The following is a 25,622-nucleotide window of genomic DNA, read 5'->3' as shown; positions in this document are numbered from 1 at the left end:
ACCCTAACCCTCCCCTTATAAAGGTGAGGGAACCGGATTTTATTGTTTCCCCCCTTTATAAGGGGGGTAATAATTCGATTTCTCAGGTGTAGTAATAATGAATTAGATTGATTGTTGGTTTAACCAAGTTTCTAAATCAGCGACGTTAGAAAAGTCTAATAATGCTTCTCCTAAATTCTCTAATTGTTCAATCGATAAACCTTGAATTCGCTCGATTAATGACGTATCAATTTCACCAATACGGCGATTGAGTTGACGTGTAATTAAACGTTGTTCTCCTTGTTTATTTCCTTCCTGTACAGCTTGTTCTCTGTCTCTTTGATAAAGTGGTTCTAATCGCATAATTAACTCCCTATCATCTGCTTCTAATTCTTGGTTTACTCTCAAGTTTTCGCGCAAGTTGTAAACTAATTCAAGAGTTGCTTTTTAGTATGGATGATCTAATGGTAACGCTTGCAACTCGATAATCGCTTGTGACTGAACGCTTCCCCTACCTAAAAGCCTCAACCATAATGTCTCTGGTGTTTGGGGTAGTTGGTGTATCGCTACAATTGCTGTTCGCAACGCATCTGGCAGAAAATGCACTCCTGATAACCAACCTGCTTTTTGCATAGTTCCAAAGCTAGACAATCTAGTTTCAGATATGGTAGGTGTAAGAACCCACAATTTGGGAATTTCGGAGTCCTGAAGTTTGGTTTTATTGGCTTTAGCTTCTCGTCGTAAGAAAGCCTTAATTTCTAATAATTTGAGAATACAGTCGCAGATTTCATCGGTAGAAGCTGGATTGCGGTAGGGTTCTATAATTGCAGGCTGTTCGGCAAATCTTCCTAGCAAACCCAGTATTTGTATATTAGAGCTTTGCTGTTTGGCAGGAGTGAATAAAACATCTATTTCTTTAATCTCTCCTGAGACTTTTTCTGATGCCTTGACTTCTCCGTAATTTTTTAATAATTCTTCTAGATAGTCTTTGGCAAATTTATCATGGATAAACCTGGTCATTCAATTTTAATATTTCGGAAGTTCTGGGTTAATGTAAAGTCTTATTATATAGCAGTCCTGAATCATTCCTGATGAAATAGATCCCCGACTCCTTTGAGAAGTCGGGGATCTGCTAGACACCTTTAATTTTCACGGATACCATTTTAAAAAAGTTAAAAGCAGATTTTATAAGCCTTTTGACACTTCGACTTCGCTCAGTGTTAACTTTTGACTTTCGCCTTGCGGTACTAGGCGGTTATTGCATTTTCCAGTGATGTTTTATCTGTATTAGATTTCAAACGTGTCAATCTGCTTTTACGGATACGTTCGCTGTCTCTAACGCCGCCTGCAAGTTCATATTCCTTGCTGTTTTTGCCGTACTTGAAACCAACCCCAGTCAGCATTTTGTCTGAAACCTGACTTAAGGTTTTTTCCATCTCATCCAGCTTGTTTCTAGAAGAGTCAATCATAGCTATAGCAGCGTTATACTCATCAAGCATATTGTGAAAATTGTCTATTAATTGAGTCAGGTTTTGCAAGTTGTGAGTATCATCAAAATTGATCTTTGGATCGATAGCTTTTAGCCCGGCAACTCTAAACTCAGCTTTTTCTAAAATCCGGGAACTACGTTTTCTTCGAGACATAAATTTGCACCTTTAATAGCTTTACACAGCTATTGTGTCTCAATTAACCTGGATTCTAGTTCAGCAAAAAGCGCATTTTTTTTAGTAAAAGTTTTTATTTATGTCCGTGATTTCTCGGAATTTAATCATCAAAGGTTGATTTTCAGTTAAGCATTGCTGTGCCGTTACAAATAGTCTGTATTCTATGTCAACTGCGATCGCTTTAACTTTAAGCCTTAATGTTGTAAGCTTAAGCCTTTATGTTCTAGCTCTAAGCCTTAATGTTATAAGCTTAAGCCTTTATGTTCTAGCTCTAAGCCTTAATGTTATAAGCTTAAGCCTTAATGTTATAACTTTAAGCCTTAATGTTATAACCTTAAGCCTTAATGTTCTAGCTCTAAGGCTTAATGCTGTAACCTTAAGAGTCAACCTTATAACATTGATGACTAAAGTTTGTTGGTGAGTGCATTATATATAGCAAGCGTGGTATTTTAACGATTTTTTTCATGTCTCGCCCAAAACGCAATTTACAATCAGGTCTTTGCTATCACATCACGGCTCGCTGCAATAACCGCGAATTTCGCCTAACGCGCTTAGAATACCGCGAAGTCTTTCTGTATGCCATCAAGAAGGCACAGGAGAAATATCAATTTAAGCTTTATGCTTTGTGCATTATGAGAGGATGTTTTAAAAGTGGTCGGCTATAATTTTAGGTACTTCTAGATCCCCCCTAACCCCCCTTCAAAAGGGGGGAACCGGAATCAAAGTCCCCCTTAAAAAGGGGGATTTAGGGGGATCTAAAACGTTTTGCTACCGACCAAAGAACTTTTAAAACATCCTCTGAGCAATCATGTGCATTATCTGCTGGAACCCAAACAGCCAGAAGATTTACCGAAAATTATGCACTGGTTGAATTGGTATACTGCTATGTGTTTTAACCGAATGCTCAACCGCACGGGGCATGGTTCGACTTCGCTCACCACAAGTTTTTGGGAAAAACGCTATCACAGTACAGGTTTTGCCAATACAGACCAACGTCGGGCGTTAAATACTCTGCGATATATCCACGCTAACCCGAAAGCAGCAGGAATACAGCAGGGATTTTTCTACGACTTCAGCAATTATGGCACTCATGACCGTTTGAGTAATGATGGTATCACTCAATGGCATTCAGCGTTTTTGCTATTGGGGAGAACCTTGGAAGAGTGCGCTGCTAGATATCGCCAGTTTTGTAAGAAATATCGACCGAAGTCCAAGCCTGAAACAAGGGTATAGTAAATAATGTTACTAATCTATAACTTATTCACAATTAGTTGCTATAATTTTTTCTCTTTAACCTAAACTTTTATAGTAACATCTGGATATTTTTAACTAATTCAGATAAACTAATACATTTGTCCGTTGCATCACGCTTCTTTTGTATATGCCCAAAACTTACACCGTAGAAATTGATCACCAAGGCAAAATTCATACCTTGCAAGTTCCTGAAAATGAAACCATCTTATCAGTTGCCGAGGCTGCTGGTTTGGAATTGCCGAGTTCTTGCAATGCAGGTGTTTGTACAACTTGCGCCGGTCAACTATCTGAGGGAACTGTAGATCAAACTGATGGTATGGGCGTTAGTCCAGATTTACAAAAGCAAGGTTATGTATTGCTTTGTGTTGCCAAACCCCTTTCTGATTTAAAACTTCAGACAGAAAAGGAAGATGTAGTTTATCAGTTACAATTTGGCAAAGGCAAATAATCAGCGAACAGTTATTCATAACTGAATAACTGTTCGCTCAGATTACCAAATCTGATAAGTTACATAAGTATTTCATCGCCGATGAAGTCAGCTATTATAGAAACTACAAATTAACAGGATTTACCAAAATGACAACTCATTTTATTACCGCAGAAATTGATTTACAAGAAACTCCCGCAGAGTTACTAGAAGTAATTGAAACAGAGTTAAAGAAACAAGGCGAACCTCTGCGTTGGGCAGTTACTTCTGTGGATGCTGACGAACAAAAAGCTACAGTTGAAGCCGTTGTCACGACAGTTAAGAGTTAGAGGATGTTTGAAAAGTCCTCTTGTCGGTAGCAAAAATTTTAGATACCCCTAAATTCCCCGATAAATGAGGGGATTCTGCTTCCCCTCTTTGTGGGTGTAAAAACTAAAAGCTCGGAAGTAGAAGAGTGAAACCACCCGAAAAACTGACTTGTTTCACTTAGGTCTGTTTGGATGCGATCGCAAGTGTGAAGTTGAGGTAGAGATAGCTGGAATTTTTCACCAATCGTTGCTATACCCTGACTATAGTCAAAATAGCCTGCATTAGTACCTCTAGCTCAATTGGTTTAGAAATATGCTGTTGAAATCCGGCTGCTAGTGCCAATTGTTGATCGATCTCTCCTGCATAAGCGGTAAGGGCGATCGCTGGAATTTCTCCGCCTTGGTCAGACGGCTGCTTTCTAATTTGACGAATTAGTGTGTAGCCATCCATATCGGGCATACCAATATCACTGATTAGCAAATCAAATTTTGCTTGCTCCAAAGTACTTAAAGCTTCATGTGCTGATTCAGCTTCAGTCACTTGCGCCCCATACTGTTCTAGCAGAAAGGCGATGAATTCTCGTGAATCTCTGTCATCATCTACAAGCAGCGCTTGCAATCCATTCAGATTGAAGTCTGAGCCATTATAAAATGCAGTATCATCTTGATTCAGTTTTTCCGCAGCGATTGGTGGAAACTTGACTGTAAAAGTTGCTCCTTGACCTTCTCCAGGGCTTGTTACCTGAACGGTTCCGCCATGCAATTCAACCAAATGATGCACGATCGCTAACCCTAATCCCAATCCTCCAAATCTTCGGGTTGTTGTCCCATCGGCTTGGCGGAAGTAATCAAAGACATAAGGCAGAAAGTCAGCAGAGATTCCCATACCAGTGTCGCTGACAGAGATTTGAGTGTATTCCGAAGGATGAGTATCTAGTTCATTCTTGATCCTTTCTAACCGCACCTCTACTTGACCACCCTGTGAGGTAAATTTAATCGCGTTGGAAAGTAGATTCCAAACAACCTGTTGGAGACGACCAGAATCACCCAACACTTGCCCAACGTTCGGTTCAAATACTGTTTTAATCTGAATAGATTTAGCTTCAGCAGCTAGCCGCACGGTTTCCAGAGCAGCTTTGATGGTAAAAGTTAGACCAACTGGAACTGTATGCAAACTCAACTTGCCTTGGAGAATACGCGATACATCGAGCAAATCTTCAATTAGTTGCGCTTGCAGTTTAGCGTTACGCTCGATCGTTTCGAGTGCATACTGAGTTTTGGCTGCGTCCTGCTGACTCGTTTGCAAAATTTTTGCCCATCCCAAAATCGGATTCAGGGGCGATCGCAATTCATGAGACAGTACTGCCAGAAACTCATCTTTAATCCGATTGGCTTGCTGTGCTTGTTCAGTTTGTTGCTGCAAAGAAATCATTAGCTGATTGAGGCGATCGTTCTGTTCTTGCAGCAACGCTGATGCTCGTTTTCGTTCGGTGATATCGGACAGGATGAAAACGGCACCTGTGAGAGTCCCATGCCCATCAAATACTGGGTCGATGGTTTTGGCAAACCAGCGTTCTGTGGACTGAAATTCTAGAATTTGCCGTTGGTGAGTTTCTTTCGCCCGACGAAAGCAAGCACCATCACCAATTCCCAATTCTGCGCCCATCAACTCATAGTGAACACAACCTAATATTTGGTGGGAGGGCTTGCAAAAAAGCTGCGTCATCGCTAGATTACAGCGCAGAATTATACCTTCTGTGTCTACCAGACATACGCTGTCCTTGATAGAGTCAAAGGTAGTTTGCCACTCTCGTGCTGAGGAGAAAGCAGCTTCCTCGGCTTGTCGAATTCGCAGCAGCGATCGCACTGTTGCCAGCAGTTCAATGGGTTCAACAGGTTGCACCAGATAAGCATCGGCTCCACTGTCTAAGCCCTCTGCTTTATCCTGGCTTTGGACAAAACTTGCAGAAAGGTGTAGCACGGGAATAAAAGCAGTTTCGGGATTTGCCTTAATTTGGCGACAGACTTCAAAGCCGTTAATATCTGGTAATTTGACATCCAAAATCACCAGAGCCGGTTGATGTTCATTAGCTGCCTTTAATCCTGCTACTCCCGTTGCCGCTTCCATGACGGTAAAGCCTGCATTTTGCAAAATCCGGGTGACGATGTAACGATTGGCTTCGTTATCGTCAACATGCAGGATGATAACCCGTGGCTCAGACATGACTTTGCCCAGAATGATCTAGAACAAGCCCAGCTTTGATCAGTGCATCTTGAAGTTGGGCGTTCGCCGTACCCGGAGTGTTCTGCAAAAAAGGCGAAGCATAGCCCATCGTTGCGGTTTGAGAGCCTGTTTCTTTGGAAAGAATGGCGATGCTTTTTTTTGCTAATCGGCTCTGAGTTTCTGCATCAAGTTGTGCTGATGAGTAGATGATTACAGGAATCGACTGAGTGACAGGATTGCTTTTAAGCTGGTTGAGTACATCAAACCCACTCAACTCTGGCATCTCCAAGTCAAGGACGATCGCAGTCGGTTGCTCGCGTTGTGCTAAATTTAATCCTTCCCATCCGTTCATGGCTTCTAAAATACTCAATTGTGTATTTATTAACAACTGCTTCACCAAATACCGATAGGCAGGGTCATCATCAATTAACAAGATTTTTTGAGGCTTGTTCTGATTAATTAGCGTATTAAGTTTATTCAACAACTGCAATCTGTCTACCGGCTTAATTAAAAAACCGTTGGCTCCTAGCGCTAGTGCTTGCTTTTCGTTATCAATGATCGTAATAACTAGTACAGGTATGCTGCGGGTGGTTTCATCTCCTTTGATTTCTCGCAAGAACGTCCAGCCGTTTTGCCCTTCTAGCATAATATCGAGCATAATCGCCGCCGGTTGAAGCTGTTGTAAAGCAAGCCTAGCCTGAGCTAAAGTGCGGGTAGCAATTAATTGATAGGCTGACTCCTGAAGGTGCTTTTCGTAAATAAATAGTGTTTCCCGATGATCTTCAACTGCCAGAATTGGCAGGCGAGTTGGTTCAAGTGATATGATGGTCTCCGACCGACCGTCAGTCATCGGTTGCAGTAGGGTAGGAAATTCGGTTGCATAAGGGTAGACAATCGGAATCAATGCCGTAAATGTAGAACCTTCACCCAGCTTACTTGTAACTGAAATGCTGCCGCCCAGTAGCTCCGTTAGCTTGTGCGATAACGGTAATCCTAACCCGGTTCCCTTCACCTGCTTTTGCAGAGAAGACTCAATTTGGACAAAATCCTCAAAAATGCGCTCCACATCGTCTGGAGCAATGCCAATGCCCGTATCAGACACGGAGAAAGTCACGGTATGACCCCTTTGCACAGCGGTTACACGCACTTCTCCCTGCTCGGTAAATTTGAGGGCATTGGAGATAAAGTTTCTCAGAATTTGCGCGACTTTGCCCTCATCGCTATATATCTGCCCAATGCCTTCAGGTTCCTCGACAATTAGTGCGACAGAGGAGTCTTGAACCAATAATGGGCGCAGCATTCCCCGCAGTGTGGCAAACAAATCACTAACTTCAAAGAAACTGGGACGCACTTCAATTTTTCCAGCTTCCACCTTTGCCAAATCCAGCAAATCGTTGACCAGTTCTGATAATCCGCTCGCCCCCTTTTGAATAAATGTTACCTGCTTTTCTTGCTCGACCGTCAAATCACCATCCATCCGGGCCAGCAGCATCCGAGATAGGGACAGAATCGAGTTAAGCGGTGTACGAAACTCATGGCTCATGTTCGAGAGAAAGCGGGTTTTTAGCTCGTTTGCTTTTTGCAGAGAGTCTGCTTTTTCATCCAATTCTGCATAGAGGGCAACCACACCGCGATTGGTATCTTCCAGTTCTCGGTTTAGCTGGGTCAGTTCTTCCTCCCGCTTCCGTAACTCTGCCATTGCCCGCAGTAACTCCTGATTTTGTCGCTGGATCTCTTGATATGGATTTTGGGGCGATCGCTCCATTACACTTTCTCGAATCTGCTGCAATTGCAAATCAGTGAAATTAGGTGTGCGCTTTGACAACCTTTTACTCATCACCACCGTTGTTCCCTGTCCCGGCAGCGATTCCATCTCAAAGAAATCCATCAGCTTGCGGCTACCCATGATGCCTAGCCCCATCCCGGTGTTAGAGGTGTAGCGTCCTGCCAAAACGTCTTCCAGATGAGGAATGCCACTACCCGAATCCTGAATCTGAATCAGAAACGCTTGAGGCTCTCCTGCCACAGAAAATTCAACGGTTCCACCTCTGGCATACTGAAAGGCGTTACGGGCAATTTCTGAAACTGCCGTTGCCAATCGTGCCTGATCTTGGGCATCAAAGCCCAATTGCTCGGCGATCTCACGAGTTCGCTGCCGAGCTTGCACAACATCCTGTTCGTACTGGATTTCGAGGGTGAAAATAGTTGTCAAGTCGCTTCCCTCCAATTCAAAATTGCACTTTCTTTCGTATCTTTAATTACGAATTACATTAGCGACGCAGGAGCGTCATTACGAATTACGAACTTGTGCCGAGCGAAGTCGAGGTATTACGAATTATTTCCCATTCCTTTAGCCACTAACACTGTCACATCGTCCCGGTCTCGATTAAAATCTCGGTATAAGACACCTGCAATCAGACTGGGATGTTTTTGACTCAAGCCTGGATAGCGATCGAGCTGCCACTTAGTTTCTAATCCGTCAGAATGCATAATTAAAAGTCCGTTGGCATACCAGGGATAGCTAAACTCTTGAATTTTGCGGATTTCATGTCCCACTGTACCGTTGTTAGATATCAGATGGTGGCGTTCAGTAAAGGAGAAAATGCTGGCAGCGATATTACCAATGCCGGCAAAGCGGACAGACTGTTGTTCAAAGTCAATTTCAGCAATGGCGAGTGCTGCTCCTCGCGTACTTCGCAAGGCGGCGTGGGTAGCTTCGACGATCGCAGCAGGAGAGCGATTGTGTTCTTGAAAAATTCTTACGGCTTTTGAGGAAGCAGTAGCTGCCGCAGGCCCATGCCCTAAGCCATCGGCTACTAGCAACAGGCTGCGGCAACGATCAACTTGATATGCCCAGGCATCTCCTGAAACCTCCTCGCCTCGTTTGGGCAAACAAATCGTCCCAATTTCTAAGGTCTTATCCGGCGGATGGGGTGTTGAGTCTGACCAGAGGTGAGCAAGGAGCGCTGTCCCTTGGTTACGAATGGAGTAAATTTCTAATAAACCAGAGAGGCGAGAAATTGCGCCCAGTCCATTGCCTAAAGTTCCGCCTGTGGAAAAGCCATCTTGCAAACACTCATCCACATCAACCATTCCCCGTCCTTTATCTAGCGATAAGACTTCAATACCGATTGCTGAATCGTGTTCGAGCAATCTTAGCAACAACACTCCACCCTGACCGTGCTGGATCAGATTGTTCGCAATCTCTGTCACCACAATGCCAACCTTGCCCCGTTGCGTTTCCTGAAAGCCGAGCCGAGTTGCCAAAGCGATCGCTACCCGTCGCGCTTCCCCGGTCTGGCTAGATTCAGTAATTGTAATGGCGACAGATTCTCTCATTTTATTTCCATCGTACAATTATTACCCGTGTTCCTTCTCCCACCGCAGACTGAATCTCAAACTCGTTAGCAAGTCGTTTAGCACCGCTCAATCCCATACCCAATCCGCTACCCGTGGTAAACCCATCCTTCAGCGCCAGTTCAATATCGGCAATGCCCGGTCCCCAATCTTCAAAGGTCAGCCGGAGTCCTCTTCGTCTCCCTTCCTGAAGCGTTTCTAGTTTTACTGTGCCACCTTCCCCATAGTCTAGGGTATTGCGGGCTAACTCACTGGCGGCGGTCACAATTTTAGTTTGGTCTACTAAGCCAAAGCCAATCTCCACGGCCAACTGGCGCACGGCTTGCCGAACTAAGACTACATCACCAGAAGATTGAATGTTGATTGTTTCAGTCTTCTGCATCGCCATCTGCACTCCATTTGGTGGCAGCGACCTGATTTGTGGTTTCATTGAGTGGCGATCGCAACAATGCCATTCCTTTTTCTACATTTAAGGCAGTGCGAATGCCCGTCAGCGACAGCCCCAATTCTACCAGCGTAATTGCCACAGCAGGCTGCATCCCAACAACAACTGTTTGGGCATCCAGCACCTGTGACATTCTGGCAATGTTGCCTAAAACCCTACCAATGAAGGAATCAACAATATCTAATGCAGAAATATCGATCAAGACACCGTGAGCGTGAGTTTGAACGATGCGGTTAGTCAAGTCATCCTGTAGCGTCATGGCAAGGCGATCGTGCATATCCACTTGGATCGTCACCAGCAGGAAATTACCCATTTTGAGTATAGGAATGTGTTCCATTGGTTCCTACCTATTTGGGTTGAGAGCGGGTAATGGTCGCTCCCAAACGTTTTAACGCTGTGAGAAAGGCATCGGCTAAGGTTGCCTTCGTTGTGATATTAGTCAAATCAATGCCGAGATAAACGATCGTTTGGGCAATTTGAGGACGAATACCACTAATCATACAATCGGCTCCCATAAGACGGGCAGCAGTAACGGTCTTGAGCAGATGTTGAGCGGTGAGGGTATCCACGGTGGGAACCCCGGTAATGTCAATAATGGCAATTTCTGACCCGGTTTCAACAATTTTCTGCAACAACGACTCCATCATCATTTGCGTGCGGGCACTATCCAGGGTGCCGATAATGGGTAATGCTAAAATTCCGTCCCAGAGTTTAATCACTGGGGTAGACAGCTCCATCAACTCTTCCTGCTGTCGCAAAATCACCTCTTCCCGCGCTTTTTGATATACTTCAACTGTTAGCAATCCCAGCTGATCCAGTAAGTTGGTGGCTAACCAAATCTCTTCACCCAACTCAATGGGGTCTTGCAATTGCTGACGCATTCGGTTGAAGAGGGGTTGCTTGAAGGAAAAGACGAATGTAGCTGTTTCTGCTGGTGTGAAGCCTTTTTGCGATCGCGATCGAGAAATGCTACTTAGTATTTCCCGCATCTCTTGCCACGCCGCTGCCTGAATATTGGTCAACTTGCCATGCCCAAGAGCGATCCGAAACAAGCTCAGGAATTCCCGGCACTCCTCCTTTAGCTCGGCTTCTTTAATCAAGCCTCTGCGAATATTGATAGTGGCTAACTCCTGAGTCCACTCTGATAGCAAGTCGACTTCGAAGGTTTCCAGGATCTCTGGTATCTTACTTTCGCTCATTGTTCCTATTAAGGGCAACCACTTTGATTAGTCCAAAATCAGTGTATGCTGATTCCGACCAACGCGAAAGTCGTTCGTTGGCAGCTTAGATTAAACTAGCGATCGCTTCTACTAGTTCTTCGGGATCAATCGGTTTGGATAAGTGTCTTTGAAAACCTGCTGCGAGAGCCTGTTTTTGATCGGATTCTCCAGCATAAGCTGTCAGTGCGATCGCTTTTATCTGTCCACCTTGTTCTTTTGGCCAACTTCTTACTTGACGAATGAGCATATATCCGTCCATCTCTGGCATGGCAATATCGCAGATGAGAATATCTGGCTGAGATTGTTTTAATATCTTTAATGCCTCACGACCGGATGCGGCGGCTGTCACTTCTGCACCATACTGCCCAATCATGAATACCAGTAGTTCTCGTGTATCTTGCTCATCCTCTACTGTCAGCACCCGCACACCGCGCAAATTTAACGAGATTTTAGGTAAATTTTGATTTTGATTTGGTTGTAAAACTGTAGTGATGAGTGGTAATTTAACTGTAAAGGTTGCTCCTTGGTCTTCTCCTTTGCTGTTTGCGTAAACTGTACCAGCGTGCATTTCTACAATGTGCCGGACAATTGCTAATCCTAATCCCAAGCCGCCAAACTTGCGTGTTGTGGCACTATCAGCTTGGCGGAATGTTTCAAACACGTAAGGTAAAAAGTCTGGTGTAATGCCCTTGCCTGTATCGCTAACTTGAATCTGAGTGCAAGTATTAGTAGACTCTAATTTGATTTTTACCTCGCCGCCAGTTGGGGTAAACTTCACCGCATTAGTCAGCAAATTCCACACCACTTGTTGCAGGCGACTAGCATCACCCATAAAAAGCTGGACATCTGGTGCAATCTCAGTGTGAATTTGAATCGATTTAGCTTCTGCTGCTAAAGCGACTGTTTCATTGGCAGCTGCAATAGTTGCCGCTAAATCAACTGAAGAAATGTTCAGCGTTAATTTGCCTTGCAGAATGCGGGATACATCTAATAAATCAGCAATCAGTTGAGTTTGTAATTTAGCATTGCGTTCGATTGTTTCTAAAGCGATCGCTTTTTTCTCCTCACTTAATTGGCGAGTCCGCAGCAATGTTATCCAGCCGAGTATCGGATTTAGCGGCGTTCGCAATTCATGAGACAACACCGCCAAAAATTCATCTTTAATGCGGTTGGCATTTTCGGCTGCTTCTCGTGCAGCTTGTTCGCGTAGCAGTAATTCTTCGCGTTCTTCTTCGGCTCGCCTGCGATTGCTAATGTCAATGTTGACTCCTAAAAACCGCTCGGCTTGTCCGTCTGCATCTCGGATAATTTGCCCTTTCGATGCTACCCAAATAACTGTATTATCTCTGCGGACAATGCGGAATTCGTCGTAATATTCCTTACCTTCAGCTAATACTTTTTCTACTCCTTCCATGACCTGTGGGCGATCGTCAGGATGGATAAAATCAACCCAAGGTTTCACGCCAGGTTCTTCTGTACCTATTTCCAACCCCAAAATCTCCCAGATTCCTTCCGACCAAGATACCTCACCAGTAGTTACATCCCACTCCCAAGTCCCAATTTTTCCTGCTCTTTGTGCCATTCTGAGGCGTTGTTCGCTTTGTTGCAGTGCTTGTTCTGTTTGCTTGCGATCGCTAATATCACGAGATATAGCAATTACACCTGCGATCGCTTGCTCAGGATTATATAAAGGAGCCAAAATATATTCGTAACAATGTATTCCATCAGCAGTGTTATATTCAATCTCGGCTCTGATGGGTTGCCCGGTTGTCATTACTGTTTTTCGTTCGCTGTCTACCCGACGCATCGTCGCAAACGTTTCTGGGGCAAAATCAAGTTCTTGCCAAGCTTTACTGACTATATCCTCTGGCCGATAACCTAAAACCGCAGCGCCGCCTTTACTGACATACTGATAACGACCATCCTGATCAAAAATATAAATATGATCCACTGAGGCAGAGAGAATTGCATTTAAGATATTGGCTTGATGTTGCACCTGACTCATCAACTTACGGGTGCGTTCTTCTGTCTGCTTGCGTTCAGTAATATTCAAAAATGCAGCTACCGCTCCTCTGGGATTACCCTGCTCATCAACTAGGGGAGCAGCATAACCAAATAAATTAAATATACTGCCATCACCGCGAACAATATCAACTTCTGTGCCTTTGACTTCTATATTGTGAATAGCTGCATAGCGTAGCGGATATTCTTCTGGTGAGAGTTCCTTTCCCTGCCGCAAAATTTTGTAAGATGGACGCGGGGCATTAACGGGAGTAGAGGAAAGATTAACTCCAGGCGAGATACCTAAAATCTCAGCAAGTGCTGGGTTAGATTTTACTTCCTTAAATCCCATATCTTCCGTGATCAGAATGCCAATGGGAATTAACTCAAATAAAGTTTGCATATTTTGGCTCAAAGAAGCGATCGCCATTTCCCGTGCTTCTAGTGCTGCGGCCATTTCGTCAATCGCTTGCGCCAGTTGACCAAGTTCTCCCGATGTATAAGAAATTCCAGTACGTGTGTTGAGTTGACCACCACCCAAGGTCTTGGCTGTTTGCACTAAAGATTGTATTTGGTTGAGAAAAAATACATCTCCACCTACCCAAGCAGCTGCGATCGCTAAAAAAGTAACTGCACCTAAACTAATTAAGTTTCTGAATAATAAACTATCAGCATTAGCAAAAACTTCAGACTTGGGAATACCAATTCTGATATATCCATCGGGGTTGACTGGATTATCGCCCAAAGGAATAAAGGCAAAGATTCGCGGCACACCATCAAAGCTAGTCACTTCATCAATTCCCTCAACCTGAGCGATTTTCATTCTGGCGAAAGCATCTGGTGATAAAGATTTGCCTACCCAATTTTGCGTATTGGGATAGCGGACTAAAAGTGTTCCTTTCTTGTCAACCAAACTCAGCACCGAGCCTTGGGGCATTTTTACTTGCGCCGCCAACTGATTTAACTGAGCTAAATCAAGTGCAGCTACAACTAAAGTTTGCACTCGCCCTGCCTTGTCTAAAATTGGGTAAGCAAAATTCAGGGTAGCTTTTTTAGTGACGCGATCTATTTGATAATCACCAACCACAAATTTCCGGGTTTGCAAAGCACGTTGGAAATAACTGCGGTCTCTGAGATTCACAGAGCCAGAGTAGGCAATCCCAGTACAAATCGGGTTTCCTTGACCATCAAGTACGGCAAAATTCGCATAAGCTGAATGTTGTTTCAGCATATCGGTCAGCAATTGATTACACTCTGCTGAATTCCCCTGACGGACAACTGGCAGCTGTGCCAATATGATCAGCAGTTGACGGGTTCCTTCTACAACCTGTTTTTGGTTATTAGCCGCCAATCTCGCCAGCCGTAGTGTCTGTTCTTGTGCTTCTGCTGTAGCGGTACGCCGTTGTTCGGAAGCAGTATACAGAATTAATCCTAGTGCTGGAACAACAGCTAAAAGGACGAGAAATACTAAGCGAATGCGAAGTGTACTGTTTAACCAAGAACGCATTATGATTTAGTTCGGCTTGCTACACATAATTTTGAACCAAAATCTAAAATCTGAAACTGTTATTAAACCTCATCTACCTTGAGAACCGTAGTTTTGTAGGTTGGGTGCAGCGATCGCGTAACCCAACATAAAATTTGGTGGTAATGTTGGGTTACGTTTCACTCCACCCAACCTACATAAATATATCTTTTAAAAAACTCTAGGTTTCAACATAGATGAGGTTTAACTGAAGCAATGAGCAAAATCAAGGCTTTGGACAAGGGGTATAGGTCAAAAAACTCTTATAATCTTATAACCTTACACCCAATCTCGACAGACAGTTTTTCTGCGTATTTTTATTGGTGTAGTCTTTCAAGACGCGATAAATCGCGTTTCTACATGAGGATTTTGGGCTTATCTTAACTGTATTGGGTTTTAGCCTAGTTCATTTTTTTACAAAACGACGCGATACACTTTTCGCTGCGGTATTTATAGTAATTCAGCCAGACTGACTTAATTGTTGCGATCGCGGTTTTTTTTGTTGAGCTTTGGTAAAAGCATTATGCTTATACGCTCAATAGGTACGGTATCGGACGGACTCTCAACGTCAAATAACCCATTATAAATTGAGTAATTTTTCTTGTATTCAGGAATTTCAACTTGGATGTCACCTGAATTGAGCGTGAACCTAGACATGTTTACCCAGCAATTACAGTCATTACAAGGGTGTTTAGCTAATTTGTACCAAGATACGAACACCGCAGTACAGCCAGAAGCTGATTTGCTGTTAGCAGCCTTGAAGGAACTTGAGGCTACTTCAAAAACCTTAGAAATAGCTACAGAGAAACTGTCCGAGCAAACTCAAAAATTGGTAAATGTACAAGCGCGGCTGAGAGAGGAATACAAGCGCTACCAAGACCTATTCGAGTTTATCCCAAATGCTTATTTAGTGAGTGACACACAAGGGAAAATTCAGTCAGCTAATCATGCCGCTGCCATACTGTTCAATCTTCAACAGCGATTTTTGGTAAACAAGCTGTTAGTCTGTTTCATCGCAATAGAAGAACGTCAAGCGTTTCGTTGTCTACTAAGCCAGATGCACGAGTGTGAATGTGACTATGTACAAGAGTTGATATTACACATACAGCCCCGTAAATGTGAGCCTTTTGAGGCTGCTATGACTGTAGCTCGTATCCGCGACGTTAAAGGTAAGTTAACAGGCTTGCGCTGGATGGTGCGCGACATCCATCATGTATCGCAACAGCCTTTATTAGGGTTAGAAAGGTGAGAAAAACTTTATCCATTATTTCTCTAGCTTAAAGTTTAGCAAGCGATCGTATTCCTGTTTGATTACCCCATAACACTCGCAGGAAGTCTCTTCTAGTCCTTGCCGATCAATGGTTTTGATTTGATTTCGGCTGTATTGAATTAGACCTTTGTCTTGTAAATGACTGGCGGTTTCGCTGATACTAGCGCGGCGCACGCCCAGCATGTGAGAGAGGAACTCATGCGATAGGAACAGTTGATCTGAGTTGAGACGATCGCTGGATTCGAGCAGCCAACGGGCCATGCGTTGTTCTATAGTATGAAGGCGGTTGCAGGCAACGTTCTGCGAGATTTGCGCCATATAAGCCTGCGTGTATTTCAGCATCACATCGCGCAGCGACTTATTGGTATCGAACTCATTGAGCAGCAAATCTGCTTTCATTCTTACCGCTTTTCCCGGTACCTGGACAATATACTCAGTCTGCGTCGTTTCCCGACCGCCCATGAAGGCGTTGATTCCGACCATCTCACGGCTTCCGACCACTCCGGCTTCAACTGTCATGCCATCCATCATGGTGATGGTGACTGAGATCAGGCAGGTGAGAGGGAAGTAGACTTCTTCTATGGTTTCGCCAGGTCGGTTGAGGATCTCGCCGTATGAAAGCTCGACCTGCTGCATATTTTTTTCGAGCTGCTTGTACAAATCAGGGGGCAAGGCGGCAAGTAGAATGTTTTCAGTAGTCATATTTATGTTTAAGTTTGTTTCTTACCTATTGTTGATCCTCCTAACTTTCACAATAAATAATGCAGCAACTTCCGTTACACTATCCGGCGTGGGATTTCATCGAATATGCTTTAGGTGAAGGGGAAAAACCTTTTATATATCATGCCTTCCACTCCTTTTCCCTTTAACCTAGCAGTATTGAAGAGGCAATAGGTAATAGGAAAGAAGGCTTTTTGAGTTGTACTGAGTTTTTTCACGCAATCAAATAAATATACTGCACTCCTATGCAATCGCGTCAAATCTCGCCACGTTTTGGTTAGCCGAATAGTTCATACACCTTCTCCCGGATTTCTCATGCATAGTGTGCGGAGTGTGCGGGGTCAGATTTCTTCCCCATCCTCCCACACCTCCCACACTCCTTGATTTCTCACTTGTGAGAAATCAAGGCTTCTGCCCCCCTGGGCTTCATAAAATCTACATGTAGGGTGGCCCAAACCAAAATGGCGGTAAGCAATTTTGGGTAGAAATCCGCTACTATAGTTATTTATTATGGAGCAAATGCGTTTGTGTGAAGCAGATCCTCCTTTAAAATCGCAAAGCTTCCCAGCCGTGAACACTCAGGAAGATGGCGATGTAGCATCGCCATCTGAAGAAGCCTTTTTCTTTGAGCGATCGCTCGATCTGCTGTCGGTCATTGGACTGGATGGCTACTTTAAACGGATCAACTCTGTCTTTACTCAAACCCTCGGTTACTCAGAAGCAGAATTCTTAGCCAGTCCTTTTCTGGACTTCGTGCATCCAGATGACCACTCTGCCACACTGCGAGAAATGGAGAAGTTGAATACGGGAGTACCAACGCTCTATTTTGAGAATCGTTACCGGACGAAGAATGGTAGCTACCGATGGCTGGCATGGACAGCATCACCGCAGATTGACCGAGGAGTGATGTACTGCGTTGCCCGTGACATGACCCAGCAAAAAGAGACGGAAGCCGCCCTACAACGCGCTAACCAAGAACTAGAACAGCGCGTTGCCGAACGAACTGCCCAGTTAGAGCAGGTAAATACAGCACTGCGGGAGAGCGAAGAGCGCAACCAATTGGCAATGGAAGTTGCCTGGATGTTTACCTTTGAGTGGCAGCCAAACCTCGATGTGGTCAAGCGATCGCCTCAATCTGCTTCCATCCTGGGGTTAAGGTCGTCATCGGCACAACAGGACACAGGTACTAATTATTTTCAACGAGTCCATCCTGACGATCGCGATCGCCTTTTGGCAGGCTTACAGGCACTTGCACCTGAGAACAGTACTTACAAAATCACCTATCGATTCGTGCGCCCGGATGGTCAAATCGTAATATTGGAGGAAAGCGGACGTGCGCTGTTTGACCAGCAGGGGCAGTTAACCCGATTGATTGGGATGACAGCAGATATCACAGAACGTCAGCAACTGGAAGCCGAATTAGAAGAAAGTCGGACAACCTTGCACAGACAACTGGCTGAAATTGAAACCATCTACCAGTCTGCTCCAATCGGGTTGAACGTTCTCGATACCGACTTGCGCTTTGTGCGGATTAACCAGCGATTGGCAGAAATCAATGGATTTTCCGTAGAGGAACACATTGGGCGAACAATTCGAGAGTTGCTACCTAACATCGCAGATACTGCCGAAGAGTTGCTGCGCCCGATCTTAGAAACGGGAGAAGCACTACTAAACGTCGAAATTCGGGGGGAAACTCCAGCACAACCAGGAGTACAGCGTGTCTGGCTAGAAAGCTTCTTGCCGTTAAAGGATGGCGATCGCGTAATTGGCATTAATACCGTCTGTGAAGATATCACCGAACAGATTCAAGTCGAGGAAGCCCTACGCCAGAGTGAAGAACGATTCCGCAGTATGGCAGATAATGCACCTGTAATGGTTTGGGTCACGGATGCCACCGGATACTGCACCTACCTTAGTCAAAGCTGGTACGAATTCACAGGGCAAACCGAAGCAACGGGACTGGGTTTTGGTTGGCTGGACGCGTTGCATCCAGAGGATTGTGCATTTGCTAAAGAAACATTTGTAAGCTCTAATACTCGTCACGAAGCCTTTCGAGCAGAATACCGTTTACGCCGTCAGGACGGAGAGTATCGGTGGGCGATCGATGCAGCAAGTCCCTGGTTTGGGGCGGATCGTCATTATAAAGGCTACATCGGGTCAGTTATTGACATCACCGATCGCAAACAGGCAGAAGAAGCCCTGCGGGAGAATGAAGACCGTTTGCGTATGGCAATCACCTCCGCCCAATTGGGAACCTGGGATTGGAATCTCATTACAGGAGAATTGAAATGGGATACAGGCTGCAAAGCCATGTTTGGGCTATCGCCCGATGGTGAGAGTAGCATTGAGTTATTTTTTGAGGGCTTACATCCCGATGACCGCGATCGCCTTCAGGAAATTGTTCAAGCGGCGCTCAATCCAGTATCAGGTGGCTTTTATGACACTGAGTATCGGACGATCGGCATTGAGGATAAAGCTGAACGCTGGCTTCGGGCAAAAGGGCAAGCCTACTATGATGCAATGGGAAAACCACTACGCTTCAGTGGCACGGTATTGAATATTACGCAACAAAAACAAGCCGAAGCCCAACGGGAACAGCTACTTCGGCAAGAGCAAGCCGCACGGGAAGCAGCAGAACGTGCCAACCGTATGAAAGATGAATTTCTGGCTGTTCTCTCCCACGAACTACGAACACCGCTTAACCCGATTTTGGGCTGGGCAAAACTACTACAATCACCCCTTGTCAATTCCGACAAACTCCAGCAGGGGTTAAGCGCGATCGAGCGCAATGCCAAGCAACAGGCACAACTAGTTGAGGATCTCCTCGATATCTCTCGGATAATTCGTGGCAAACTCGTCCTTAGCTTTGGAGCTATCGATTTATCTGAGCCGATTGCGGCGGCTTTAGAAACTGTTCGTTTAGCCGCAGAAGCAAAAGCGATTCAGCTTGAGGTGTTGCTTGACCCATCGGTAGGGCAGGTGAGAGGAGATGCAGACAGGCTGCAACAGGTGGTTTGGAATTTACTATCGAATGCGATTAAATTCAACTCTACAGGGGGACGGGTGACGGTGCAACTCACCTCTGTCGATCGCTATGCTCAAATTCAAGTTAGTGATACCGGAAAGGGCATCCAACCCGGATTTTTGCCCCATGTATTTGAGTTATTCCAACAGCAAGACAGTTCTACGACTCGTTCTTTTGGCGGATTGGGCTTAGGGCTGGCGATCGCTCGTCAGGTGGTCGAAGCGCATGGCGGCACCATTACGGCTGTAAGTACCGGCGAAGGGCTTGGGGCAACCTTTACGGTGCAGTTGCCATTAATGCCTATACCAAGTCCCGATGCTCCTGATTACCTCAACAATCAAACGCCGAATTTAGAGAATCTGCGAGCGATAGTGGTAGATGATGAGGCAGATTCTCTAGAACTGGTTAAGGTTGTACTGGAGCAGGAAGGCGCGACCGTGCGGGCAGTCTCCTCTGCTACCGAAGCCCTACGGTTACTGACCCAAGCTCAATTCGATCTGCTGATCAGCGATATTGGGATGCCAGAAATGGATGGCTACACCTTCATTCGTCAGGTTCGCGCTTTACCGCCTCAATTCAACCGGGATATTCCCGCGATCGCCCTGACCGCCTATGCCGGTGACACAAATCGACAGAAAATCCTCGTTGCTGGATTTCAAGCGCATCTGGCAAAACCGCTCTACCCGCAATGCCTGCTGGATGCGATCGCAACGGTTATCATCCCATGACAACTTATCCTGCTCTCTTCGGTGAAATTTCCGCAGTGAGCGATCGCTTGTGTAGATAGAGAATGTGAAATTAGATGAGTGGAAGGATAAAAATACCAAATTTATGACTAATTGTAGATATATTTCACATTAAAAATGTGGCTAAAGAGAGTAGTTTTATAAGACTGCTTAAACGACACTAGAATGAATCCCACCTTTTTACTAAGCCGATAGTGCAATGGCAAAAGCCTATCAATTAAGCCAATCTGTTTATATATAGAACCCGTCCCTACTTCCTTAATTTTAGAATTCAATTTTCATCAAAACTTCCAAGTATTACTTGTTTATTTAGGTACTTCTATGAAAAAATTGATTAAAGGTTTGCGCGAATTCAAAAGTAGCTATTTTTCCGCCAATGAAGAACTATTTGAACAACTTTCTCATGGTCAAAAGCCCAGAGTCTTATTTATTACCTGTTCAGATTCGCGTATCGATCCAAACCTTATTACACAAGCCGGCTTAGGCGAATTGTTCGTTATCCGTAATGCAGGCAACATTATTCCACCATTTGGTGCGACTAATGGGGGTGAAGGGGCAACAATTGAATATGCTATTCAAGCATTAGATATTCAGCAAATTATTGTCTGTGGCCACTCCCATTGTGGTGCTATGAAAGGGTTAATGAAGTTAGACAGTTTGCGGGTAGAAATGCCGCTTGTACATGACTGGCTCAAGTATGCAGAGGCAACCCGGCGGCTGGTGAAAGACAATTATAGCCAGTACGAAGGGGAAGAACTATTAGAAATAATTATTGCTGAGAATGTACTCACCCAAATAGAAAATTTGCGGACTTATCCGGTGATCCGCTCTAAGCTTCACCAAGGTCAACTCAGCATTTATGCTTGGATTTATCAAATCGAGACGGGAGAAATTTTGGCATACGATCCACAAAAACATGCCTATGTCTTGCCCCAAAATCAGCTTCCTCCATCGGAAATAGATGAGACATCACTTGGCCAACCTTTAACTAGCAATGTGGAAATACATTTCACTAAAACTCAACAACGACCGTTTCAATCCTCCCAAGAACTCCCTATTTCTACACATGAATGGTTTCCAATGACAGTTCTTTCTCCAGAGCAAATGGAGCGAATTTATCGAGGCTCGGCAACAAAGTAAAATGTATTGTATGGGGTTAAAATCAACATCTCTGTCAAACCTAGACACTTGCAAATGGACAAACTGAAGATGGTAGTATTATGAAGTTCTTCACAATATTATTGAAATCATCAGTAAACTACATTATCTGGACAATTTATTCCAGATAATGTAGCTTTAAAAATATCTGTTTTTGGCATTTTATCTTTAGATAAACCTTGATTTATAAGTATCAAGATCATCGAAAAATAAAAACAAATTACAAGTAGCACAACAATAGGAGAAATCGAGAGAATTTACTACAGATGACTTCACAAAAAATAGTAGAGGAATAAAATTTCCTGTAGAAAAGAGGTTATTTTAAAAAATCGTTAACATAAAATACTCCGTTATAAAACAATTTACAAAATCTCAGAGGATGTTTGGAAAGTAGTTGGCTGTGATTTTAGGCACTTATTGATCCCCCCTAACCCCCCTTAAAAAGGGGGGAACCGGAATCAAAGTCCCCCTTTTTAAGGGGGATTTAGGGGGATCTAAAACGTTTTGCTACCGACAAGAGGACTTTTCAAACATCCTCTCAGAGGATGTTCTAAAACTATGGGGATATCGTAATAAATATCACAGGTGTTATGCTGCTATTTGTAGACAAAATCATATCCGAATGATCTAATCGGGAACAGTGAGAATTAGTTACTGGCCTGTTTCCAAAAGCAAAATCCAGTGGTCGTCCTGGAACTAGAGCGATTCTAAAGAATACCAAATTTATTTGGTATCAGTATTACAACAAAGTCTTTAGAAAGTAGCTGGCATTTAACAAAAGCCGTCCTGGAAGGACGGGGCTTCATACCCATTTTTTCGGTGAGGCGATGCTGCAACATCTGATAACTCAACAATATTATTTCGCATTAAAGCTTTTGTCGGTACTGGGCTGCGGGCTGATAGCCGGAGTCTTCTTCGCCTTCTCGACTTTCGTGATGAACGCCCTTGCTCGGCTGAAACCACCGCAGGGCATTGCCGCTATGCAATCCATCAATATCGCGGTAATCAATCCATTTTTTATGACAGCGTTTTTGGGAACTGCTGCGGCTTGTATCTTTCTTTTAATATCCTCGCTATTAAAGTGGCATCAACCCGGTGCCGCCTACTTGCTTCTCGGCAGTTTGCTCTACCTCGTTGGTACATTAGGCGTGACAATAGTTTTCAATGTGCCGCTCAACGAAGCTCTAGCGAAAGTCGAGCCAGACAGCACTGAAGGTGCGAGCTTATGGTTTAGCTATTTGACCAACTGGACAATCTGGAATCACATTCGGACGGTAGCGGCGCTAGCAGCAGCGGCATCGCTCACCATCGCCCTTTGTTTAGGTTCAAGAATCGTCGGGGGACTCGATAATACGGTTAGGTAATTCCGCTACTAATGGGTAAGTAGGTCGGCGAAATTAAAGCTAACTGGCTAAGGGGCTGTCCTTTGTCACTTGTACTGAGCGTAGTCGTTCGCGTAGCGTCTCGCAGAGAAGTATTGGTCATTAGTAAGGGTTTTAAGTTTATTTACATTTCGTAACATACTTAGTTTTTTTGTGAATAATTCAATTATTTGCTCAACCATTCCTGCCATTGTTGAGCAGCCTTGTCACGTTCTGCTTTTTGGCCTGCGGGATCATAACTTCCCAAACTCTGCCACAACTGATTCCAGTCTTGCCCTTGGGGTAGCTTACTCACTACAGCCTTAACAATCAAAAAAGCCCGCTCACGAGTGAGATCGTTTGGTGCTTGCAAAAGAGGAATTACCAAAGGTAAAACTTCTTTTCCGCCTCGCATTAAAGGATACATCGAAGCTGTGTAGGGATTGTGCAGAATGTCAGGGTAATCATCAAGGGTAGCGACCAAAGCGGACAATGAGCGTTTATCTCCTAATTGGTGTAGGGCAGTGGCAGCACGGGCACGCACTTCTGGATTAGTATCATGGGTGGCTTGGAACAAAGCATCGGCACTAGCGGGATCGGCAATTTCGCTCAGTCCCTCGGCTGCAAGCCGACGGGTACGGGGGTTGGGGTTAGTCAAGGCTTCCAACAAAATCGGGGTAGCTTTTTTGCCTAAACGGATCAATTCACCCAGGGCTAAAGCGCTAGTGTCTTGATCTGTAGAGTAGAGACGTGCTTTGATCTGCTCCATAGGTGTCGCGGTAGCGTCTTGATTATTCATATACAAATTTCCTCCAATGGCCAGCATCACAACTATCACGAATATTCCTATTGTTCTCAAGATCAAGGTGTCCCTCCTCCCCCTGCTGGTGCTGCTGGTGCTGCTGCTGGCACATGCTGAAAGCTCAAGACAACCCGGCGATTACCCCGACGATTCGCTTCTGTATCTTGGTTAGTTGTGGCATCAGGGGTAAAGTCTTCGGTTGAACCAGAGCCGATAGTAACAGCACTAATTTGAGCTTCAGCTACACCCTTAGCACGCAGGGCTGCTCCCACTGCCTGCGCTCTGCGTAAAGATAGATCCAGATTATGCCCAGATGCGCCGCCGCGCCTGTCGGCGAAGCCTTCGGGAGTTACTTTGACATCAGGGAATCGCCGCAAGTAATCTAAGAATGTATCAATCTTGCCTGTTTCGCTGGAACTCAGTTGATCGCTGTCGAAATCATAGTAAAAAATGACTGGTTCGTGTACGTAAAAATCCTGATGCTTCTGCAAAGCTGCATCGAAGGTGGCGGATTGACCATCCTGTGCTGAGGCGCGATCATTCTCAACTTTGCCAGCACGGATTTGGAAGCCCCAATGAAGCGCTCCGTAAGTTGTCATGGTGTCTTCTCCTTTAGCCACCGTCTGAAAGTCGAAGTTGAACTCACCAGCGCCTCCGGGAGCATCGGTTAGTTCTGCTGCTTTGATATCAGTGGGGTCATCGGAGCGTTTGTAACCAATAGTGGCTCCGCTTGCACCACTAGAAGAGGGTCGTGAAAGTCCAGGGATTGCGGGATTGGGTTGGGCTGGGTCGTTGCCAAAGGGGTACTGGGCAGGTAATGCACTTCCGGCTGCGGCATTGGTTCCTGTACCACCGTGGGCAGGTGCATCATTATGCAGCGCATCAGTGAAATATCCGCCCTCAACTCCCGTGGTGGCATCAGCAGTGGTACGGAGGCTAGCACCACTAGCAGCAGGTAAAGACTGAGGTTCGACATTTGTACCTGTAGCATTTGTCAGACGCACAATCTGAATTAGTCCAATCTGGTTAGAGTAGGGAGCGGTGGTTTTGGGTTTGAAACGAATAGTAATCGGTAGACTCGCGCCGTTTGGTGTGGCATTTACTTCAAAAGTACCGTGTGTCAGGTCGTATGTGGGGTTAATTGCCCGTTGAATCAATTTTCTCTGGGCTGTTCCTGTCTGCTGCACCACATGAGTCAGTTCATGGGCGGTTAATGCATCATTACCTGGTGACTTACCCGCACCAAAGAAAATGTTTTGCTGGTGGGTAAATGCCTGAGCATTTAAATCCTGATTCATTTGCACCGATTGAGTGCCTGTATGTACCCGTACTTGACTAAAATCTGTACCAAAACGTGGTTCCATGAAAGAACGCACAGTATCTGGTAACGGGCTTCCTCCACTTTCACTGCTGTTTAGGCGACTCTCAAAGTTATCCCCAGTTTGGAAGCTGTCATTGGTAGCGAGTTGTAGCGATCGCTTCGTTTGTAATTCTTCTTCCGGTAAAATCTCTCTTTGGATAGGTGCATTAATAAGTTTAGTTTGTAGTTCCTCTTCCTCTTCTGGCATTGCCTCCCGTTGCACTAAGGGAGTTATGGCAGAGGCTAGAGGCTTAGTTTGCAATTGGTCTTGAGTCTGTGTATTCTGCAAACCTATTGGCTCTGGTTCAGTCATTCGCATAACCTGATCGGCAACTTGATCGGCTTCCTGCTCATAATGGTCGTCTGCCGCACCAACTGTGAGTTTTGCCTGGGGACGATGCAAAGATATGCGACTAATATCATGACCAAGGGGCTGTATGACCGCTTCTGGTTCCAAGAATTGCTCATCAACACACTGCGCTTCTTGAAGGTCAGTTGATGCCTCAGTTAGTCTTTGGATTGGAAGATTATTTGTTTGTAAACCAAAGCCACGCATTGGAGAAGCCAGTGTGGGAATAGTTGATGAGGTAAGGGACGGATTTAGAACAGTGGATATACCTGTTTTCTGGCGCTGAACTATGCGTAGATGCCCAGAAGCTTGTTGTCCGTCATTGCTCATATCACCCTTCCTTCATTTATGGCTCAACCAAGGCATATTGATAACACACATCATAAAATTTATCTAATTGCGATCACTATGGACTTAAGTGGAAATT

Annotated in this window: 21 protein-coding genes and 1 pseudogene; 8 read left to right on the top strand and 14 right to left on the bottom strand. The window is 44.8% G+C overall.

From position 1 onward, the window contains the following. Positions 1–102: 102 nt before the first annotated feature. Positions 103–999, bottom strand: a pseudogene (locus GNF10_RS08730) (DUF4351 domain-containing protein). A 227-nt stretch (positions 1,000–1,226) separates the two neighbouring features. Next, complete coding sequence (locus tag GNF10_RS08725; protein ID WP_185582933.1) at positions 1,227–1,622, bottom strand: hypothetical protein; 396 nt, start codon at positions 1,620–1,622, stop codon at positions 1,227–1,229. Positions 1,623–2,107: 485 nt separating this feature from the next. Between GNF10_RS08725 and GNF10_RS08720 the strand changes: the two genes are divergently transcribed. From GNF10_RS08720 to GNF10_RS08705, 4 genes are all read left to right on the top strand, one after another. Continuing rightward, a complete protein-coding gene (locus tag GNF10_RS08720; protein WP_260445995.1) occupies positions 2,108–2,308 on the top strand; it encodes a transposase in 201 nt (66 codons plus the stop codon). A 100-nt stretch (positions 2,309–2,408) separates the two neighbouring features. Further along, positions 2,409–2,876 (top strand): transposase, encoded by a 468-nt coding sequence (locus GNF10_RS08715; RefSeq protein ID WP_260445994.1) that lies wholly within the window; start codon positions 2,409–2,411, stop codon positions 2,874–2,876. Between the two features lie 148 nt (positions 2,877–3,024). After that, on the top strand, positions 3,025–3,345 hold the full coding sequence (locus GNF10_RS08710) for a 2Fe-2S iron-sulfur cluster-binding protein (RefSeq protein ID WP_114080152.1): 321 nt from the start codon (positions 3,025–3,027) through the stop codon (positions 3,343–3,345). Positions 3,346–3,473: 128 nt separating this feature from the next. Beyond that, the gene (locus GNF10_RS08705) at positions 3,474–3,653 is read left to right on the top strand and encodes a hypothetical protein (RefSeq protein WP_094351499.1); all 180 of its coding nucleotides are present in this window, start codon (positions 3,474–3,476) and stop codon (positions 3,651–3,653) included. Positions 3,654–3,882: 229 nt separating this feature from the next. On the opposite strand, the gene GNF10_RS08700 is transcribed toward GNF10_RS08705, so the two are convergent. From GNF10_RS08700 to GNF10_RS08665, 8 genes are all read right to left on the bottom strand, one after another. Further along, a complete protein-coding gene (locus tag GNF10_RS08700) occupies positions 3,883–5,856 on the bottom strand; it encodes a response regulator (RefSeq protein ID WP_185582931.1) in 1,974 nt (657 codons plus the stop codon). Further along, positions 5,849–8,068, bottom strand: coding sequence for an ATP-binding protein (locus GNF10_RS08695; RefSeq protein WP_185582928.1), 2,220 nt, complete (start codon positions 8,066–8,068; stop codon positions 5,849–5,851). The genes GNF10_RS08700 and GNF10_RS08695 overlap by 8 nt, the downstream gene beginning before the upstream one ends. A gap of 116 nt (positions 8,069–8,184) precedes the next feature. After that, positions 8,185–9,195 carry a SpoIIE family protein phosphatase gene (locus GNF10_RS08690; protein WP_185582926.1) on the bottom strand — a complete coding sequence of 337 codons (1,011 nt, stop codon included), beginning with the start codon at positions 9,193–9,195 and terminating at the stop codon, positions 8,185–8,187. Between the two features lies 1 nt (position 9,196). Then, positions 9,197–9,595 carry an anti-sigma regulatory factor gene (locus GNF10_RS08685; protein WP_185582924.1) on the bottom strand — a complete coding sequence of 133 codons (399 nt, stop codon included), beginning with the start codon at positions 9,593–9,595 and terminating at the stop codon, positions 9,197–9,199. Continuing rightward, positions 9,582–9,995 (bottom strand): STAS domain-containing protein, encoded by a 414-nt coding sequence (locus GNF10_RS08680; protein WP_185582922.1) that lies wholly within the window; start codon positions 9,993–9,995, stop codon positions 9,582–9,584. Before GNF10_RS08680 ends, GNF10_RS08685 begins: the two co-directional genes overlap by 14 nt. Positions 9,996–10,005: 10 nt before the next feature. Next, positions 10,006–10,857 (bottom strand): STAS domain-containing protein, encoded by an 852-nt coding sequence (locus GNF10_RS08675; protein WP_185582920.1) that lies wholly within the window; start codon positions 10,855–10,857, stop codon positions 10,006–10,008. A gap of 85 nt (positions 10,858–10,942) precedes the next feature. Continuing rightward, entirely contained in the window at positions 10,943–14,386 is a 3,444-nt protein-coding gene (locus tag GNF10_RS08670; protein ID WP_185607140.1) for a PAS domain S-box protein, read from the bottom strand. 492 nt (positions 14,387–14,878) lie between these two features. Then, a complete protein-coding gene (locus GNF10_RS08665) occupies positions 14,879–15,061 on the bottom strand; it encodes a hypothetical protein (protein WP_185593226.1) in 183 nt (60 codons plus the stop codon). Between GNF10_RS08665 and GNF10_RS08660 the strand changes: the two genes are divergently transcribed. Further along, on the top strand, positions 15,060–15,653 hold the full coding sequence (locus tag GNF10_RS08660) for a PAS domain-containing protein (protein ID WP_185593229.1): 594 nt from the start codon (positions 15,060–15,062) through the stop codon (positions 15,651–15,653). The two genes, GNF10_RS08665 and GNF10_RS08660, sit on opposite strands and share 2 nt — an antisense overlap. A gap of 15 nt (positions 15,654–15,668) precedes the next feature. Here GNF10_RS08660 and GNF10_RS08655 read toward each other — a convergent pair whose 3' ends face one another. Further along, the gene (locus GNF10_RS08655) at positions 15,669–16,376 is read right to left on the bottom strand and encodes a Crp/Fnr family transcriptional regulator (RefSeq protein ID WP_185582914.1); all 708 of its coding nucleotides are present in this window, start codon (positions 16,374–16,376) and stop codon (positions 15,669–15,671) included. A 528-nt stretch (positions 16,377–16,904) separates the two neighbouring features. Here GNF10_RS08655 and GNF10_RS08650 point away from each other — a divergent pair. The 3 genes from GNF10_RS08650 (at position 16,905) to GNF10_RS08640 (ending at position 22,687) form a co-directional block, all read left to right on the top strand. Then, positions 16,905–20,147 carry a PAS domain S-box protein gene (locus tag GNF10_RS08650; RefSeq protein WP_185582912.1) on the top strand — a complete coding sequence of 1,081 codons (3,243 nt, stop codon included), beginning with the start codon at positions 16,905–16,907 and terminating at the stop codon, positions 20,145–20,147. A 339-nt stretch (positions 20,148–20,486) separates the two neighbouring features. Next, entirely contained in the window at positions 20,487–21,305 is an 819-nt protein-coding gene (locus GNF10_RS08645; RefSeq protein ID WP_185582910.1) for a carbonic anhydrase, read from the top strand. 845 nt (positions 21,306–22,150) lie between these two features. Further along, positions 22,151–22,687: a DUF1772 domain-containing protein gene (locus tag GNF10_RS08640; protein WP_185580272.1), complete on the top strand. Its 537-nt coding sequence runs from the start codon at positions 22,151–22,153 to the stop codon at positions 22,685–22,687. Here the strand turns inward: GNF10_RS08640 and GNF10_RS38440 are convergent. From GNF10_RS38440 to GNF10_RS08630, 3 genes are all read right to left on the bottom strand, one after another. Then, positions 22,680–22,808, bottom strand: a complete 129-nt coding sequence (locus GNF10_RS38440) for a hypothetical protein (RefSeq protein ID WP_260445909.1) — start codon at positions 22,806–22,808, stop codon at positions 22,680–22,682. The genes GNF10_RS08640 and GNF10_RS38440 overlap by 8 nt on opposite strands. Positions 22,809–22,871: 63 nt before the next feature. Next, on the bottom strand, positions 22,872–23,483 hold the full coding sequence (locus tag GNF10_RS08635; protein ID WP_185580273.1) for a HEAT repeat domain-containing protein: 612 nt from the start codon (positions 23,481–23,483) through the stop codon (positions 22,872–22,874). 62 nt (positions 23,484–23,545) lie between these two features. Next, positions 23,546–25,525: a DUF4157 domain-containing protein gene (locus GNF10_RS08630; protein WP_185580274.1), complete on the bottom strand. Its 1,980-nt coding sequence runs from the start codon at positions 25,523–25,525 to the stop codon at positions 23,546–23,548. Between the last annotated feature and the right edge of the window lie 97 nt (positions 25,526–25,622).

The organism is Nostoc sp. UCD121, assembly GCF_014222285.1.
Classification (GTDB): Bacteria; Cyanobacteriota; Cyanobacteriia; order Cyanobacteriales; family Nostocaceae; genus Nostoc.
Note: the sequence above shows the minus strand (reverse complement) of the source record. Positions and strands in the feature narration are given on the sequence as shown.

What these genes read in the sequence shown, in the direction of transcription:
- GNF10_RS08725 (WP_185582933.1), bottom strand. Translation starts at nt 1,622, where the DNA reads ATGTCTCGAAGAAAACGTAGTTCCCGGATTTTAGAAAAAGCTGAGTTT.
- GNF10_RS08720 (WP_260445995.1), top strand. Translation starts at nt 2,108, where the DNA reads ATGTCTCGCCCAAAACGCAATTTACAATCAGGTCTTTGCTATCACATC.
- GNF10_RS08710 (WP_114080152.1), top strand. Translation starts at nt 3,025, where the DNA reads ATGCCCAAAACTTACACCGTAGAAATTGATCACCAAGGCAAAATTCAT.
- GNF10_RS08705 (WP_094351499.1), top strand. Translation starts at nt 3,474, where the DNA reads ATGACAACTCATTTTATTACCGCAGAAATTGATTTACAAGAAACTCCC.
- GNF10_RS08700 (WP_185582931.1), bottom strand. Translation starts at nt 5,856, where the DNA reads ATGTCTGAGCCACGGGTTATCATCCTGCATGTTGACGATAACGAAGCC.
- GNF10_RS08690 (WP_185582926.1), bottom strand. Translation starts at nt 9,195, where the DNA reads ATGAGAGAATCTGTCGCCATTACAATTACTGAATCTAGCCAGACCGGG.
- GNF10_RS08685 (WP_185582924.1), bottom strand. Translation starts at nt 9,595, where the DNA reads ATGCAGAAGACTGAAACAATCAACATTCAATCTTCTGGTGATGTAGTC.
- GNF10_RS08680 (WP_185582922.1), bottom strand. Translation starts at nt 9,995, where the DNA reads ATGGAACACATTCCTATACTCAAAATGGGTAATTTCCTGCTGGTGACG.
- GNF10_RS08675 (WP_185582920.1), bottom strand. Translation starts at nt 10,857, where the DNA reads ATGAGCGAAAGTAAGATACCAGAGATCCTGGAAACCTTCGAAGTCGAC.
- GNF10_RS08670 (WP_185607140.1), bottom strand. Translation starts at nt 14,386, where the DNA reads ATGCGTTCTTGGTTAAACAGTACACTTCGCATTCGCTTAGTATTTCTC.
- GNF10_RS08660 (WP_185593229.1), top strand. Translation starts at nt 15,060, where the DNA reads ATGTTTACCCAGCAATTACAGTCATTACAAGGGTGTTTAGCTAATTTG.
- GNF10_RS08665 (WP_185593226.1), bottom strand. Translation starts at nt 15,061, where the DNA reads ATGTCTAGGTTCACGCTCAATTCAGGTGACATCCAAGTTGAAATTCCT.
- GNF10_RS08655 (WP_185582914.1), bottom strand. Translation starts at nt 16,376, where the DNA reads ATGACTACTGAAAACATTCTACTTGCCGCCTTGCCCCCTGATTTGTAC.
- GNF10_RS08650 (WP_185582912.1), top strand. Translation starts at nt 16,905, where the DNA reads ATGGAGCAAATGCGTTTGTGTGAAGCAGATCCTCCTTTAAAATCGCAA.
- GNF10_RS08645 (WP_185582910.1), top strand. Translation starts at nt 20,487, where the DNA reads ATGAAAAAATTGATTAAAGGTTTGCGCGAATTCAAAAGTAGCTATTTT.
- GNF10_RS08640 (WP_185580272.1), top strand. Translation starts at nt 22,151, where the DNA reads ATGCTGCAACATCTGATAACTCAACAATATTATTTCGCATTAAAGCTT.
- GNF10_RS38440 (WP_260445909.1), bottom strand. Translation starts at nt 22,808, where the DNA reads ATGACCAATACTTCTCTGCGAGACGCTACGCGAACGACTACGCTCAGT.
- GNF10_RS08635 (WP_185580273.1), bottom strand. Translation starts at nt 23,483, where the DNA reads ATGAATAATCAAGACGCTACCGCGACACCTATGGAGCAGATCAAAGCA.
- GNF10_RS08630 (WP_185580274.1), bottom strand. Translation starts at nt 25,525, where the DNA reads ATGAGCAATGACGGACAACAAGCTTCTGGGCATCTACGCATAGTTCAG.